The sequence below is a fragment of the Psychromarinibacter halotolerans genome (assembly GCF_029168315.1).
In the GTDB taxonomy this organism is placed as follows: domain Bacteria; phylum Pseudomonadota; class Alphaproteobacteria; order Rhodobacterales; family Rhodobacteraceae; genus Psychromarinibacter; species Psychromarinibacter halotolerans.
Genome location: NZ_JARGYD010000003.1, coordinates 174,720 through 189,911 on the forward strand (window position 1 = coordinate 174,720; position 15,192 = coordinate 189,911).

The following is a 15,192-nucleotide window of genomic DNA, read 5'->3' on the forward strand; positions in this document are numbered from 1 at the left end:
GGGCTTAGTTGGCCCGGAACAGGTACTTGCCGGCGGGCGCGGCATCGACGCCTTCGGCCAGCGCGCCATTCTCGGACAGAAGCATCCCGCGCAGGACCGTGTGGGTCACCGCGCCGCGGAACGTCGTGCCTTCGTAGGGCGAGTAATCGGAGTGCGACGGATAGTCGGTGTGCCGCACGGTGGTTTCGCCGTCGGGGTCGACGATCGCGAAGTCGGCGTCATAGCCGGGCGCGATGCGGCCCTTGCCGGACAGGTTGTACAGCTTGGCCACGTTGCGGCTGGTGGCGGCCGACAGCGTCTCGATCGGGATGCCGCGCTTGTGGAAACCTTCGGACACCAGCACCGGCCAGATCTGCGCCAGACCGGGGAACCCGGCCGAGGCCTGCCAGATGTCGGGGCCCTTGGTCGCCCGTTTGCGCGCGACGTGGTCGGACCCGATGGTCTGCACCGCGCCGTCGCGCACGCCTTCCCACAGGGTATCGGCGTCGGACTGCGACCGCAGCGGCGGGTTCACCTTGCCCAGATCCCCGATGTCGCTGTCGCGGGTCAGCGCGAGGTAGTGGATGCAGGTTTCCACGTTGATCGCGGGGCGGTCGGGGCGGCGCATCTTGCGCACAAGGTCAAGGCTTTCGCCCGCCGACATGTGCACGATGTTCACCGGGCAGCCCGCCTTTTCGCCGAAATAGGCGACGCGGAACACGTTCTCGGTTTCTAGGAAGCCGGGGCTTTGGTCGTCCCACGCGCCAAGGTCCATGCGGCCCGACGCCTTCACGGGTTCGCGGAACACCGGGATCACTTCGGTGTTCTCGCAGTGCACGCCAACGACACCCCCCTTGACGGTCGCCGCCGCCTGCAGCGCCTGAAACAGCAGGGCGTCGTCCACCTCGGTGAAGCCCTTCGCGCGGCCTGTCTCGCCCTTGTACATCAGGTAGACCTTCAGCGAGGTCACGCCGTACTTGGCGGCCAGCTTCGGGAAATCCTCGACATGCCGCCGCGCGGTGACGCCGAAGTGGAAGCCAAAGTCGATTACCGACCGCGCCTCGCCCGCGTCGCGCCATTCCGGCGTGGTCTTGTCCAGATCCTCTGACCGCCAGAAGGTCATCAGACCGGTCACGCCCTGCATCGCGGCGGTGCGGGTTTCGGTCGTCCAGTCGTCTTCCTTGGCGCCGAAACCGACGTGGGTGTGCGGGTCGATGGCGCCGGGCATAATCCAGCGGTCGGTGCAGTCGATCACGCGCGTGGCCTCGGCGGTTTCGCCGGGTTGCAGAATAGCGGCGATCTTGCCGCCCTTCACCGCGACCGAACCGCGGGCGACGCCCTCGCCCGGAAACACGATCTCGCCGTTCTTCAGTATAAGATCGTAGCTCACTCGCTCGTTCCCTTCTTCATCTCCAGCAATCTCTCGCCGGTATCGTTCCAGACCTCTTGCCGCACGATCAGGCCGTCCCGCATCTCGAACCAGTCGATGAAGCGGATGCCGTCGAACGACCTGCCGTCCAGCCATTTGCCGTAAAGCGTTCCGGTGATCATCACCCGTTCGGCGCCCTCGTGTTCCCACGCGTGACAGTCGAGGATATGTTTCTTCACAATCTCATAACGCCCGGCAGAGTTGCTGCGGATGTCTTCCAGCCGAGAGAACCGGCGCCCCCCTGGGAAGACCAGCGTCAGGCCGGTGTCGGCGACGTAGCGGCGGGCAAGGTCAAGATCCCTGTCCTGCATCGCCGCCAGATAGGCGACGGCACGGTCGATGGCAGAGCCACGGATGTTCATGCCGATTGCCTTTCCTGCTTGGCGCCAAGGGCGGCCTTCATGATTTCGCCGAAGATGCCGCCTTCGCGCAGCAGGTCGGTTTCGTGCTTGCTGGCGACGTCAAGGCGCACGTCGAACGCCGTCACCGTTCCGTCGGTGCTTTCGGCCCGGACCGAGACGGGCGCGCCATCGGTGACGGCCGCGTGCAGACCGGTGAAGCGGAAGCGTTCGAACCCGGTCAGACCAAGGCTTTCGACACTGTCCCCCGGCTGGAACACCAGCGGAACGATGCCCATGCCGATCAGGTTGGCGCGGTGGATACGTTCGAAGCTTTCGGCCAGCACCGCAGCGACGCCCAGCAGCTTCGGACCCTTCGCGGCCCAGTCGCGGCTGGAGCCCATGCCATAGTCCTTGCCCGCCAGAACCACCGGCAGCTGCCCCTCGGCGCGCATCGATTGCGCGGCGTCGAAGATCGTCTGCACCTCGCCGTCGGGGGCGCGGCGGGTGAACCCGCCCTCAATCCCGCCGGCAAGACGGTTCTTCATCCGCTGGTTGGCAAAGGTCACGCGGGCCATGAATTCGTGGTTGCCGCGCCGCTGCGTCACCGCGTTGAAGTCGGCAGGCTTCACGCCCGCGTCGATCAGGTATTGCCCGGCCTGCGTGTCCGGCAGAATTTCACCGGACGGGGTCACGAAGTCGGTGGTCAGCGAGTCCCCGGCCACGACCAGCGCGCGGGCGTCGTCCAGCGCGTCCGGCATCCCGTCGCTGCCCAGTTCGATGAACGGCGGGCGCTTGATGTAGGTCGACGACGGGTCCCACGCAAAGACCGGCCCGCGCGGGTTGCCCAGTTCGTCCCAAAGCGTCGCGCCATCGAACAGCGTGCGATAGACCTTGCGGAAGCGACCCGGCGTCTGGCTGTCGCGTTCCAGCGCGGCGACCTCGTCGCGGTCGGGCCAGATATCGGACAGCATCACCGGGCGGCCATCCGCATCCGTGCCAAGCGGTTCCGTGGCAAAGTCGATGTCGACACGTCCCGCCAGTGCGAAAGCCACGACCAGCGGCGGCGACGCCAGATAGGATGCACGGGCCGATTTGTGGATGCGGCCTTCGAAGTTGCGGTTGCCCGACAGCACCGCCGCGCAGACAAGATCGTTTTCCGCAACGGCCTCGGAAATCCCCGGCGCCAACGGCCCGGACTTGCCGGAGCAGGTGGTGCAGCCGATGCCGACGACGTGGAAGCCCAGTTGTTCCAGCGGCGCCATCAGACCGGCGTCGGCCAGATAGTCCTCGACCAGCCGGGACCCCGGCGCAAGCGAGGTCTTGACCTGCGGCGGCACGTCCAGCCCCCGCGCGACGGCGTTGCGGGCCAACAGTCCGGCCGCCAGCATCACCGTCGGGTTCGAGGTGTTGGTGCACGACGTGATCGCGGCGATGGTCAAGCTGCCGTGGCGCAGGGTGACCGGCGCGCCGTCGACCGTGACCTGCGCCTCGGCGGACAGGGCATCGTCGGACAGGCCGAATCCGCCCGGACCCACCGGCGCGGTCAGCGCCTCTCGGAAGGCGGGGGCGACGCGGTCCAGCGGCACCCGGTCCTGCGGGCGCTTGGGACCGGCGACGCTGGGCACGATGGCGGACAGGTCGATTTCGACCATCTCTGTCACTTCGGGCAGCGGATCGTCGGGCTCGGCCCACATGCCGCTGGCGCGGGCATAAGCCTTAACCCCGGCCACGTGATCGGCGTCGCGCCCCGAGGCGGACAGGTAATCGATGGTCCGCGCGTCGATCGGGAAGAACGCACAGGTCGCGCCGTATTCGGGCGCCATGTTGGCGATCGTCGCCCGGTCCGGCACGGACAGGCTGGCGGCGCCCGGGCCGCAGAATTCGACGAAGGCGCCGACGACGCCCACTTGCCGCAGGCGTTCGGTCACCGTCAGAACCAAGTCCGTCGTGGTGGAACCGGCCGGCATTTCCCCGGTCAGTTGCACGCCCACGACGCGGGGAATGCGCACTTGATACGGCAGGCCAAGCGCGGCGGCCTCGCCGTCGATCCCGCCGACGCCCCACGCCATCATCCCGATCCCACCGACCATCGTCGTGTGGCTGTCGCAGCCCAGCACGAACTCGGTCGTGGTCACCGGCCCATCGGCCAGCGGCCGCTTTGCCGCGACCTGCGCGATGCTTTCAAGGTGGACCTGATGGATGATGCCGGATCCCGGCGGGACGACTTTCAGACGGTCGAACGCCTGTTCGGCCCATTTGAAAAAGGCGTACCGTTCGGCGTTGCGCCGGTATTCGCTGGCGATGTTGCGGGCGCGAGCGTTCGGGTGCCCCGCGACGTCCACGATCAGCGAGTGGTCGATCACCAGCGTCACCGGCACCGCAGGCTCGACGCCGCCGGGGTCCATCCCGCGTTCCACCAGTGCGTCCCGCGCGGCGGCAAGATCCATCAGCGCCGGCAGGCCGGAACTGTCGGGCAGCATCACCCGCGACACCGCCAGCGGCACCGCGATCTCTGCCGTTTGCGCGGACCAGTCGCACAGCGCGGCGATCTCGGACGCGACATCGCGGCCATCCAGCGACTGATAGGCAAGGTTCTCTAGCACCACGCGCAACGATTTCGGCAAGGGCCGATCCCGGTGCGAAAGCAAAGAGGACACGTCGATGAAGCGGCCCCCCGGGGCCCCGTTCACCCGAAGATCGGTCAGACCGATCACTGCGGAATCTTTAGGCTGCGTGTGCTGCATGTGATCTGGATAGGCGGCGAACCAAAAAGTGTCAACAGTATTGCCTCTCGAACCTTGTGCCGAGCGATCTTCTCGTTTACTTTCGCGTTGAACACGGTAAGTTTCCCAAAAGTGTTGACAGAATGGGGAAGGAATGACCGGCCAACAGCGCACGCGCGTCGACACTGTATTCGATGCCATCTTCCAGTTGATCCTAAGCGGTGAGATCCCGCTTGGGGGCGTCGTGAACGAGGCGTCTCTTGCTGACCGTTTCGGCGTCAGCCGCGGCCCCGTGCGCGAGGCCGTCAAGGCGCTTCAGGGGCGCGGCCTTGTCACCAAGGAACCGTACTTCAAAGCGCGAGTCGTCGATCTGTCTGTCCACGACATGATAGAGATCTTTCAGCTTCGCGAAAGCGTTGAGGGCATGAGCGTTAAGCTGGCCACGCGCGCGATGAGCGACGATTCAATGCAGCGGCTGCTGGACGATTTCGAACAGGCGGGCGGCAACGGCCGTGTGCTGGACCTGCACGTCCGCATCGCCGAGGAAAGCGGCAACAGCCGCATCCAGTCGCTTCTGTGCGACGAACTTTATTACCTGCTGCGCCTGTATCGCGCCCGCTCGGGCTCGACACCGGGGCGGCACGACAACGCCTCGGCAGAACACTGGCAGATCCTGCGCGCCATGAAAGCGCGCGATGCCGAACTGGCCGAGTCGCTCATGCGGGCGCACATCGCCCGCGCCACCGAGGCGCTGCAGCGCCTTCTGGATACAGAACCCGCCCAGCCCCCGACAAAGGGCGCCACGGGGCGGCGAAGAAAGGACACCCACGCGTGAAACCCACCAAGCGCATTCGCGAACTTCTTGCCGGAGACGACATCCTTGTCTCGCCCGGCGTCTACGACGGCTACAGCGTGCGCCTTGTCGAGAAGATGGGCTTCAAGACGGCCTGCACCACCGGCGCGGGGCTTGCCAACTCGCGCATGGGAATGGAGGACGTCGGCATCATGGGCCTGACCGACAACCTCGACGCCTGCCGCATGATCGCGGACAGCGTGTCGATCCCGGTCATGGCCGATGCCGATACCGGCTATGGCAACCCCGCCACCGTGTGGCACGCCACCCGCCGGTTCGAGGACACCGGCGTCGCCGGCATCAACATCGAGGACCAGGTATCGCCGAAGCGGTGCGGTCACATGGCGGGCAAGGACGTCATCGACATGCGCGAGATGGCGCGCAAGATCGAGGCCGCCTGCGACGCGCGCCGTGACGACGACTTTGTCATCCTCGCCCGCACCGACGCGATCGCGCTGGAAGGGCTGGAAGGCGCCATCAAGCGCGCCAAGCTGTACGAGAAGGCGGGCGCCGACCTGATCTTTGCCGACGCCATCAAGGGCGAGGACCAGATCAAGGCGCTGGTCGACGCGGTGGACATCCCCGTGTCGGTCAACATGGGCTTCGGCCTGCGGTCGCGCCCCACGACGCCGCTGATCCCGATCGCGCGGATGAAGGAACTGGGCGTGCGCCGGGTCACCCTGCCCCGGATGCTGCCCGCCGCCGCGCTGAAGGCGATGGAAACGGTGCTGGCCACCCTGAAGGAAGCGATCCCCACCGGCGAGGTGGTCGACCGCCCCGACCTGATGGCGTCGATCGACGACATCTGGGGCCTGATGGGCTTCAACGAATTCCGCGATCTGGAGGCGCGCTTCAACGATCTGGACGGCGTGGAAATTCCGGCGGACTAAGGTCCGCCACGCACACCACTCACGGTGAAAAAAGGGGCACGCGGATTGACCGTGTGCCCCCTTTTTCGTGGAACGGAACTGTGGTCGGGCGGTCGTACCGCCGTCAGGGGCCGCTGTATCCGCTGCCCTCGATCTCGCGCTTGTTGCGCTTCAAGCCCGACAGGAACCGCGTCGGCCGGTCGGACCCGCCGGACACGCCCATTACGGCAGTGCCGGTGAACCGCACGCCGGGGACCGGGATGCCTTCGTCCGGGCTGTAGGACACGGTCCCGCCGCACCCGGCAAGGGCCACGGTCAACCCGATCAAGACCGATGAAAGACGAAGCATCGCATTCTTCCCTATTCTGGCGTCACGCGAAGCGGTCGGCTTCGGCGCGGTGCGGTGTTGGCCGGGCGCATCGCCCAAGGCCGGAACGTACCGCACGCCCGGAATCCGCCCCATCGACCGCGTTTTGTCAAGCTTAGTGGCCCGCGGCCCCTGCCCTCTGGGAACCGAAACGCACACGAGAAAAAGGGGCGGACATTGCTGTCCGCCCCCTCGGCCGTCTACGCGGGAAGAGAAACGCGTGGGCCGATTACTCGATGTTCAGCGTCGGCAGAAGGTCCGCGAAGAACGCGTCTTCGGCCTTAAGAACCTCGGTGAACTCGGCCGAGTCGGCATAGTCGACGGCGGTCAGACCGCTGGTGGTGAAGGTGGTGAAGCTTTCGCTGGACGCGGCAACCTCGACAGCGGCCGACAGCGTGGCGATCACGTCTTCGGGAGTGCCGGCCGGCGCCCACAGGCCCGTGTTGGGCGGCAGGGCCAGTTCGACGCCACCTTCGATCAGGGTCGGCGTGTCGGGCGCGACGGCGGTACGTTCTTCGCTCAGCTGGGCCAGCGCGACAAGGTTGCCGCCTTCGGCCTGCGGCAGGATCGCCGAGGCAAAGCCAAGAACCAGATCCACGTCACCGGCAACGGTCGAAGCGACCGCCGGGGTCACGCCGTCGAAGGGAATGTGGAACAGCTCGATCCCGGCGGCGCGGGCAAAGGCTTCGGCCGCGATGTGGGTCGCGCCGCCGGTGCCGGCGGAACCGTAGCTGACCGCGCCCGGGTTTTCCTTGGCGTAGGCCACCAGTTCTTCGATCGTCGAGAACGGCGCGCCGTTGCGGGCGGCCATCATGTTCGGACCGACAGCGACCCGCGCCACCGGCGCCAGATCGTCGAAGCCGTAGGGCAGGTCACGCTGGTGCGGCGCAACGGTCTGAACCGACGAAACCGCGAACAGCAGGGTGTAGCCGTCGGCATCGGCATTCGCGACGGCAGCGCCGCCAACGGTGCCACCGGCGCCGGGACGGGTCTCGACCACGACGGGCTGGCCCAGTTCCTGCGACATGCTTTCGGCCAGCGTGCGGGCCATGGTGTCGGTCGAACCCGGCGAATAGGGCACGATGATCGTGATCGCACGCGTCGGATAGTCCTGCGCAGCGGCCGCGGTCACGCCCAGCGCCAGCGCGGCGCCGGCGAGAAGGCCGGTGAGTTTGGTGTTCATGTCGTTACTCCTTGTTGAACTTTAAGGTTCGGTTCGCCGTCCGGCACAGCGGCATCCGCCACCGCGCTTCGTCCGGCTATAAGCCCGAGCCCGAGCGCCGAAAGCAGCCCGTTGCCCGAAACATATCCATTGCCGCCATCGCGGCCGCTGATCCCCGTGGCAGCACCACCCCCGGCATACAGACCGGGGATCGGTGCACCGTCCGCGCCGATCACGCGGGCGTCCCGGTCCACGGCAAGGCCGCCCTGGGTGTGGAACAGCGCCGGGGTGATCCGTGTCGCCCGGTACGGCGCCTGTAGCGCGCCAAGACCCCACGCCGTCCGGCCGAAGGCATCGGCCTGCCCGGCGGCGGCGGCGGCCGCGGCGTCGATGGTCGCGGTCAGCGCATCGCCCGGCACGCCGATGGCCTGTGCCAGTTCGCCCGCCGTCGCCCCGGCCACCGCATCGCCCATCCGCGCGATCTCGGCGAACTCGGGCTGACCGGCGGCCACGTCGGCCTCGATCCTTGCATCATATACCATGAAAAGCGGCCCGGTGGCGGCAAGCTCGACCCCGGCGAAGGCGGAATAGCCCAGCGTCTCGTCCCCGATGCGCTGACCGCTTGCGTCGACGACGAAGCCGCCACGCTCGACCACGGTCCACGTCACCAGCACGCCGCTGCGCGCGGCCAGTCCGGCGTGGCCTTGATACGCCCCAAGATTTCCGGTGCGGGCGCCCAGCGCCCTGCCCCAGCGAAGCGCCTCGCCGGTCGAGCCGGTCGCACCCGCATAGGTCGCCGCCTGCGCGCCTGGGCACAGCTCTGCCACCAGATCGCGCGCGCCGCCGAAGCCGTTCGCCGCAAGGATCACAGCCTTGGCGCCGATCCGGCTTTCGCGGCCATCCGGGTCGCGGGCAATCGCGCCCGTCACGCGACCATCGGCCACGGTCAGTTCGACCACGGGCTGGCCGGGTGCCACGGGGATGCCGCGCCGCTCGGCCTCTGCCTCGAGATCCGCCATCAGTTCCGCGCCCGTGCGCGAGGGCGGCGCGTGCAGACGCGTGACGGAATGGCCGACGTGTTTGTATCCGGCGACGAGCGTCAGGCCGACGTGGGCCTCGTCGATCAGCCATTCAACAAGCTCTGCCGAAAGTCCGGCCAGCCGCTCGGTCAGGTGGTCTGCATCATGGGGTCCGCTGACGCGCATCAGGTCGTTGCGAAACACGTCCGGCCCGTCCGTGACACCGGCAGCGGCCTGAAGCCGCGTGCCCGCACCGGGGATCGAACCGCTGGACAGCGCCGTGTTCCCGGCCAGCCGGGACTGCTTTTCCAGCACCGCGACCGAGGCCCCCGCCGCATCGGCTGCAATCGCGGCAACCAGACCGCAGCCACCGCCGCCGACGACAAGAACGTCGACCTCGATATCAGGGGTTTCCGGCGTCGCAGCGGTCGTCAGGGTCACGGTCATACCTTTTCAAAGTGTCAACACTATGCGGAGAGTCGCGCTGGAGGTCAACGCCTTCTGTGAAAGACGGTGCATTTGGCCCTCGCGCACAGGTTTCCGCGCAATTGCAGTGCATTTTCGCACGATAAGGAAAGAAAATCGCTATCCATTCCGACAACTTCCCCCCGACCCGACGGGCACCTGATGCTCATACTGTTGACAGTTGCGCCCGGTCTTGCCATTCCAGAGACAACTGTAACGACTGGTGCCCATGCCCTCGCAACGTCCGTTTCCTTCCCCGTGCAACCGTCGCATCCGGTTCAACCCGTGAGCGGTTCCGCCCCCCTTGCCGTGGTGACCGGCGTTGCGTCGGGAATTGGCCGCGCGGTGGCACATCGGCTTGCCTCTGACGGCTGGTCCGTCCTTGGCGTCGACATTTCCGAGCCCCCCGCCGACACGCCCCTGACCGGCTGCGTCCGCGCCGATCTTGCCACCGTCGCAGGGATCGAAGACGCCGTGACGCAACTGGCCGGCACGACCGCCCACGCTTTCGTTCACGCCGCAGGCATCATGCGCGCGGACAACGCGCAGACCCATGCAGACGCGGGCACCGCGCTGTGGACCCTGCACGTCGGCGCGGCGCACCGGCTGTCACGGATGCTGATCCCGGACATGCCCGACGGGCGCGGCCGCGTCGTGCTGCTGTCGTCCCGCGCCGCCCAAGGCAGGCCCGGACGTGGATACTATGCCGCCAGCAAGGCGGCGCTGGACGGGCTTGCACGTTCGCTTGCGGCAGAGCATGTGGCGCGCGGCATCACCGTGAACGTGGTGGCCCCCGCCGCCACCGACACACCGCAGCTTCGCGACCCCGCCCGTGCCGACGCGCCGGTGCGCCCGCTTCCCTTCGGCCGCGTGATCCGCCCCGAAGAGGTCGCGGCCACGGTCGCTTTCCTGACCTCGGTGGACGCGGGCGCGATCACCGGGCAGACCATAACCCAGTGCGGCGGAGCCTCGCTCGTCGCGTCCCAGTCAGAGAGGTCGCCGACATGAAGCGCCCCGAACACAACCGGCAGGAAATCGCGGCAGCCCTTGTCTGGGCCGTCATCGGACTTGCCGCCATCGTCATCGCCGGGAACTACGCCTTCGGCACGATCGTCCGCATGGGCCCCGGCTTTGTCCCCATCGCGCTTGGCGTGATGCTGGTGCTGCTGGGCCTGATCGCGGCGTGGCAAGGGAGGCTGGCCGACAAGGTCACTTTGGACCTGCGGTTCCGGCCCTTCGCGCTGATCATGGGCGCCATCGTTATCTGGGTGCTGCTGATCGACCGCGTGGGCTTTGTCGTCTCGACCTTCGCGCTGGTCGCCATCGCGGCCCAGTCCGAGCGCGAAATCACACTGCTGGAAACCGTGCTGCTGGCCGCTGGCGTCACGCTGGTCGGCTATCTCATCTTTATTCGTGGCATCGGCATCCCGATCGCCGTCTTCGGGAGCTGACACATGGATCTTTTGTCCGGTATCGCCCTTGGGCTTGATGTCGCCATCACCGGCGAGGCCCTGCTGTTCTGCCTGATCGGCGTTTCCGTCGGCATGTTCATCGGCGTCCTGCCCGGCATCGGCCCGCTGGCCGCAGTCGCGATGACCCTGCCGATCACGTACCACCTTGAACCGATGAGCGCGCTGATCATGCTTGCCGGTATCTTCTACGGCGCCCAATACGGCGGCTCGACCGCGTCGATCCTGCTGAACCTGCCGGGCACCTCGACCACCGCCGTCACCGCGCTGGACGGCTATCCGATGGCCAAGCAGGGCCGCGCCGGTGTCGCGCTGTTCATCACGACGATCACCTCGTTCGTCGGCGGCTGTTTTGCCATCGTGCTAGTCATGAGCTTCGCGCCGGCGCTTGGGCAGATGGCGCTGAAGTTTTCGTCCGCCGAGTATTTCTCGATCATGCTCTTGGGTCTGGTCGCCGCTGCGACGATGTCGCTGGGCTCGCCCGTGAAGGGCCTGATCAGCGTGGTCGCGGGGCTGCTGCTGTCCACGGTCGGGATGGACCCGACATCGGGCGCGATCCGCTACACGTTTGGCATCCTGGAACTGCAGGACGGCCTAAGCCTTGTTGCGATGGCGATGGGCCTGTTCGGCGTGGCCGAGATCCTGAAGAACGCGGGCAAGCCGCGCGATCTTGCGCCGCAGAAGGTGCGTCTGCGGGAACTGATGCCCACCAAGAAGGACATGAAGGAAACGTGGAAGCCCACGGTGCGCGGGTCGATCATCGGGTCGTTCGTCGGCATCCTGCCCGGCGCCGGTCCGACGCTGGCCGCCTTCCTTGCCTATGCCTTCGAAAAGCGCGTCTCGCGCACGCCCGAGAAATTCGGCCAAGGCGCTGTCGAAGGCATCTCGGCCCCCGAGGCCGCCAACAACGCGTCCACGCAGGCCGCGTTCATTCCGACGCTGTCGCTGGGCATTCCGGGCGACGCGGGCATGGCGGTGCTGCTGGGTGCGATGATGATCCACGGGATCACCCCGCGCCCCGAGTTCTTCACCACCAACGCCGACCTGTTCTGGGGTCTTGTTGTCAGCTTCTGGATCGGCAACCTGATGCTGCTGATCCTGAACATCCCGCTGATCGGCTTCTGGGTCCGCATCCTGACCGTGCCGCAGCGTCTGCTGTTCCCGGCGATCCTGTTCTTCATCTGCATCGGTGTCTACTCGGTCGCCAACAGCCCGTTCGACGTGATGACGGTGATCGTGTTCGGCATCGTCGGCTACCTGATGAACGCCTATGGCTATCCGCCCGCGCCGATGCTGATGGGCTTCATCCTTGGGCCAATGCTGGAACAGCATTTCCGCCGCGCGCTGCTGTTCTCTCGCGGGGACATCACCACCTTCATCGACCGTCCGATCTCGGCCGCGTTCCTTGTGTTGACGCTGCTGCTGGTGGCCAGCATCGCGATCCCCGGCTACATCGCCCGCCGCCGGGCGCGGCTGGCCGAGGACTGAAACGAACCTGCCAGACCGCCTAGGCGGTCTGGCTTTCGGTCTCGCGCTTGCGACGGCGCGCCAGAACGACCGCCGAGGTGATCACCATCGCCCAGATCCCAAGCGTCGCAACCCCCAGCACCGCCGCCACCGGACGCCCGAAGAAGGCCAGCAGATCACCGCGTGCGATCATCATCGACGTGGTGAAGTTGGTTTCCAGCAATGGCCCCAGCACGATGCCAAGGATGATGGGCGCGACCGCGAAGCCGTGCGCCTCGAGCAGGTAGGCGACCAGACCAAGCACGATCATCACCCAGACGCCGAACATCGAATTGTTGATGGCGTAGGACCCCACGATGCAGAACAGCAGGATCGCGGCGTTGAGATAGGCGCGCGGAACGCTGAACACGTAGCGCGACGCCTTGGCCGCCGCGAAGCCGAACGGCAGCAGCAGCAGGTTCGCAAGGAAGAACACCAACAGCACGGCGTAGAAGTTCTGCGGGTTCAGGGTCAGCAGTTGCGGGCCGGGGTCCATCCCCTTCATCACCAGAACGCCGACCGCGATGGCGGTCACGGCGTCGCCGGGGATGCCGAAGACCATCGCGGGAATCCACGCGGAACTGAGCGCGGCGTTGTTGGTTGCGCCCGCCTCGACCAGCCCCTCGGGGTGGCCGGTGCCGAATTTCTCTGGCGTCTTGGACGTCCGCTTGGCCAGCGCGTAGGTGACCCACGCGGCAAGGTCGCCGCCGACGCCCGGCAACGCGCCGATGACGGCACCGATGCCCGCGCCGCGGAACAGGTTCTTGCGGAACTTGAACAGGACGCCGCCGACGCCCTTGAACGGGTTCCCGACGCGCGCCTGATCCTTGAACGTGGCGCCAGAGCGGCCGTTCCGCAGGATCTCGGCCAGCGCGAACATCCCGATCATCGCGGGGATGAAGCTGATGCCGCCTGCCAGTTCGGACGACCCGAAGGTGAACCGCGGCTGCGCCATCAACGGGTCCAGCCCGACCTGCGCGATGAACAGGCCCAGCAGCAGCGACAACAGGCCCTTCGCCACACCGCCGCCCGAAACAAGCGCGGCGCAGCTAAGGCCCAGAAGCGCCAGCCAGAAATATTCGAAACTCGAAAAGCCCAGCGCGAATTTCGCAAGGAACGGCGCGGCGAACAGGATCAGCAGCGACCCGACAAGGCCGCCGATGGTCGCCGAAGTGATGCCGACGCCGATGGCAAGGCTGGCCTTGCCGCGCTTGGTCATGCCGTAGGCGTCCTCGACATAGGCGGCAGAAGCCGGCGTGCCCGGGATGCGCAGCAGCGTGCCCGGCAGATCGCCCGCCGTGATCGCCATCGCGGTACACGAGATGATCGCGGCGATGGCGGGGACCGGGTCCATGTAGAAGGTGATCGGCACAAGGATCGCCGCGGCCATCGTCGCGGTCAGTCCCGGCATCGACCCCACGAACAGCCCGAAGGCCGAGGCCAGCAGGATCACCAGCAGCGTGTCTGCGGTGAACACCAGTGCGGCGGCGGAAAGAAGGGATTCGATCATCGTCTAGACTCCCAGCAGTCCGCCCAGCACGCCGCGCGGAAGCTGAACGCCAAGGCCGTGAACGAAAACGGCGTATAATGCGACCGTCATGCCGATGCCGAACAGCGCACTGCCGATCCAGCCCGCGCCGCCCAACCGGCACACAAGCGCCGTGAAGACGATGCCCCCCAGCAGAAAGCCGATCGACGGCAGGATCGCCGTCAGTACGATCAGGCCGAGAAAGACGATGATGGAATAGCCCGACAGGGAAATGCCGGGGCCGCCGCTGTCCGACCGCGATCCGCTGTCGCGCAGCAAGCCGCGGGCGGCGGTCGCCGCCAGCATCAGCCCGAACAGAACCATGAGCACGCCGGTGATCTTCGGGAACAGTCCCGATCCGACGGCCATGCCCGGCATCGAGCGCAATCCGGCGGCGTGGATATAGATACCCACGCCGCCGAGGGCAAAGGCCAACCCGATGACGAGTTCGCCGTATGAATTGGCCTTTGTCATGCTATCACCCGTTATCCGGACTTACTGGTTGTCCAGACCGGCAGACGAGATGGCATCGCCGAAGGCTTTGCCGCGCTGCGCGAGGTACTCCATGAAGTCGTCGCCGCCTTCCCAGACAACGCCGTAGTTCAGATTGCCCATCGCTTCGTTGAAGGGTTCAGACTGCACGATGCCGTCCAGCGCCTCGACGAGGGTGGCGGTGATGTCGTCGGGCAGACCGGCAGGACCGGCAAGACCACGCCAGCCGGCGATGGCAAAGTCGACGCCCAGCGCGTCATTGACCGTCGGCACGTCCGGGAAGCCTTCGTTGGGCTCGCTGCCCAGATAGGCCAGCGGACGGATTTCGCCCGCCTCGATCAGCGCCTTGGCTTCGGGGAACTGCGCGACCACCACGTCGATTGCGCCCGAGACCAGCAGCTGCAGCGACGGTGCGCCGCCGTCGGTCGGCACCCAGTTCACCGCGCTTGCCTCGCCGCCGAGACCCTGCACAAGGCTGATCCACGACAGGTGGTTCAGGCCGCCGAAGTTCGCGCCGCTGGTGCTAAGCGCGCTGACGTCCGCCTTGATAGCTTCGGCCAGATCCTCGACCGTTTCGAATTCCGAGTCCGCCTTGACGAAGATCGCCGAGGGGTCGGCGTTGTACAGGCCGACAAGGCTGTAGTCTTCGTAGGTCAGCTCGGCCGAGCCGACGGCGCTGTACATCGACAGTTCGGTGGTGATGATGCCCAGCGTGTAGCCGTCCGGCTCTGCCTCGGCCAGCGCGGTATGGCCGACGATGCCGCCGCCGCCCGTGCGGTTCACGACGTTGACCGGCTGGCCCAGCGTCTCTTCCAACTGGCCAGCGATCAGGCGGCCCGTTGCGTCGGTGCCGCCACCGGCGGACCACGGCACGATCAGTGTGATCGGGCTTTCGGGGTATTCGGCCCAAGCGGCGCCCGCTCCGGCGACGACGGTTGCTGCGGCGAGAGCCGCGTTCTTCAAGATTCCCATGAGTTCCTCCCTAAGGGT

14 protein-coding genes are annotated in these 15,192 nt (G+C 66.8%); 5 read left to right on the forward strand and 9 right to left on the reverse strand.

Annotated features, from left to right (window positions below):
* Positions 1 to 4: 4 nt before the first annotated feature.
* From P1K30_RS09380 to acnA, 3 genes are read right to left on the reverse strand one after another with little or no spacing between them, the layout of a single operon-like run.
* Positions 5 to 1,369, reverse strand: coding sequence for a dihydroorotase (locus P1K30_RS09380; RefSeq protein ID WP_275632460.1), 1,365 nt, complete (start codon positions 1,367 to 1,369; stop codon positions 5 to 7).
* Positions 1,366 to 1,770 (reverse strand): nuclear transport factor 2 family protein, encoded by a 405-nt coding sequence (locus P1K30_RS09385; protein WP_275632461.1) that lies wholly within the window; start codon positions 1,768 to 1,770, stop codon positions 1,366 to 1,368. The genes P1K30_RS09380 and P1K30_RS09385 overlap by 4 nt, the downstream gene beginning before the upstream one ends.
* The gene (gene acnA, locus P1K30_RS09390) at positions 1,767 to 4,373 is read right to left on the reverse strand and encodes an aconitate hydratase AcnA (RefSeq protein ID WP_275632462.1); all 2,607 of its coding nucleotides are present in this window, start codon (positions 4,371 to 4,373) and stop codon (positions 1,767 to 1,769) included. Before acnA ends, P1K30_RS09385 begins: the two co-directional genes overlap by 4 nt.
* Before the next feature lie 253 nt (positions 4,374 to 4,626).
* On the opposite strand from acnA, the gene P1K30_RS09395 reads away from it, so the two are divergent.
* A complete protein-coding gene (locus tag P1K30_RS09395) occupies positions 4,627 to 5,307 on the forward strand; it encodes a GntR family transcriptional regulator (RefSeq protein ID WP_275632463.1) in 681 nt (226 codons plus the stop codon).
* On the forward strand, positions 5,304 to 6,215 hold the full coding sequence (locus tag P1K30_RS09400) for an isocitrate lyase/PEP mutase family protein (RefSeq protein WP_275632464.1): 912 nt from the start codon (positions 5,304 to 5,306) through the stop codon (positions 6,213 to 6,215). The genes P1K30_RS09395 and P1K30_RS09400 overlap by 4 nt, the downstream gene beginning before the upstream one ends.
* Positions 6,216 to 6,318: 103 nt before the next feature.
* On the opposite strand, the gene P1K30_RS09405 is transcribed toward P1K30_RS09400, so the two are convergent.
* From P1K30_RS09405 to P1K30_RS09415, 3 genes are all read right to left on the reverse strand, one after another.
* Positions 6,319 to 6,543: a hypothetical protein gene (locus P1K30_RS09405; protein WP_275632465.1), complete on the reverse strand. Its 225-nt coding sequence runs from the start codon at positions 6,541 to 6,543 to the stop codon at positions 6,319 to 6,321.
* Positions 6,544 to 6,790: 247 nt separating this feature from the next.
* A complete protein-coding gene (locus tag P1K30_RS09410) occupies positions 6,791 to 7,744 on the reverse strand; it encodes a Bug family tripartite tricarboxylate transporter substrate binding protein (RefSeq protein WP_275632466.1) in 954 nt (317 codons plus the stop codon).
* A complete protein-coding gene (locus tag P1K30_RS09415) occupies positions 7,741 to 9,189 on the reverse strand; it encodes an FAD-dependent oxidoreductase (protein WP_275632467.1) in 1,449 nt (482 codons plus the stop codon). The genes P1K30_RS09410 and P1K30_RS09415 overlap by 4 nt, the downstream gene beginning before the upstream one ends.
* A gap of 303 nt (positions 9,190 to 9,492) precedes the next feature.
* Here P1K30_RS09415 and P1K30_RS09420 point away from each other — a divergent pair, with 303 nt between their 5' ends.
* The 3 genes from P1K30_RS09420 to P1K30_RS09430 are packed head-to-tail and all read left to right on the forward strand — an operon-like array spanning position 9,493 to position 12,164.
* Entirely contained in the window at positions 9,493 to 10,215 is a 723-nt protein-coding gene (locus P1K30_RS09420; protein ID WP_275632468.1) for an SDR family NAD(P)-dependent oxidoreductase, read from the forward strand.
* A complete protein-coding gene (locus tag P1K30_RS09425) occupies positions 10,212 to 10,658 on the forward strand; it encodes a tripartite tricarboxylate transporter TctB family protein (RefSeq protein ID WP_275632469.1) in 447 nt (148 codons plus the stop codon). Before P1K30_RS09420 ends, P1K30_RS09425 begins: the two co-directional genes overlap by 4 nt.
* A 3-nt stretch (positions 10,659 to 10,661) precedes the next feature.
* Positions 10,662 to 12,164 (forward strand): tripartite tricarboxylate transporter permease, encoded by a 1,503-nt coding sequence (locus P1K30_RS09430; RefSeq protein WP_275632470.1) that lies wholly within the window; start codon positions 10,662 to 10,664, stop codon positions 12,162 to 12,164.
* 19 nt (positions 12,165 to 12,183) lie between these two features.
* On the opposite strand, the gene P1K30_RS09435 is transcribed toward P1K30_RS09430, so the two are convergent.
* From P1K30_RS09435 to P1K30_RS09445, 3 genes are read right to left on the reverse strand one after another with little or no spacing between them, the layout of a single operon-like run.
* Entirely contained in the window at positions 12,184 to 13,692 is a 1,509-nt protein-coding gene (locus tag P1K30_RS09435) for a tripartite tricarboxylate transporter permease (RefSeq protein WP_275632471.1), read from the reverse strand.
* A gap of 3 nt (positions 13,693 to 13,695) precedes the next feature.
* A complete protein-coding gene (locus tag P1K30_RS09440) occupies positions 13,696 to 14,184 on the reverse strand; it encodes a tripartite tricarboxylate transporter TctB family protein (RefSeq protein WP_275632472.1) in 489 nt (162 codons plus the stop codon).
* Between the two features lie 21 nt (positions 14,185 to 14,205).
* Positions 14,206 to 15,174 carry a tripartite tricarboxylate transporter substrate binding protein gene (locus P1K30_RS09445; RefSeq protein WP_275632473.1) on the reverse strand — a complete coding sequence of 323 codons (969 nt, stop codon included), beginning with the start codon at positions 15,172 to 15,174 and terminating at the stop codon, positions 14,206 to 14,208.
* Positions 15,175 to 15,192: the final 18 nt, after the last annotated feature.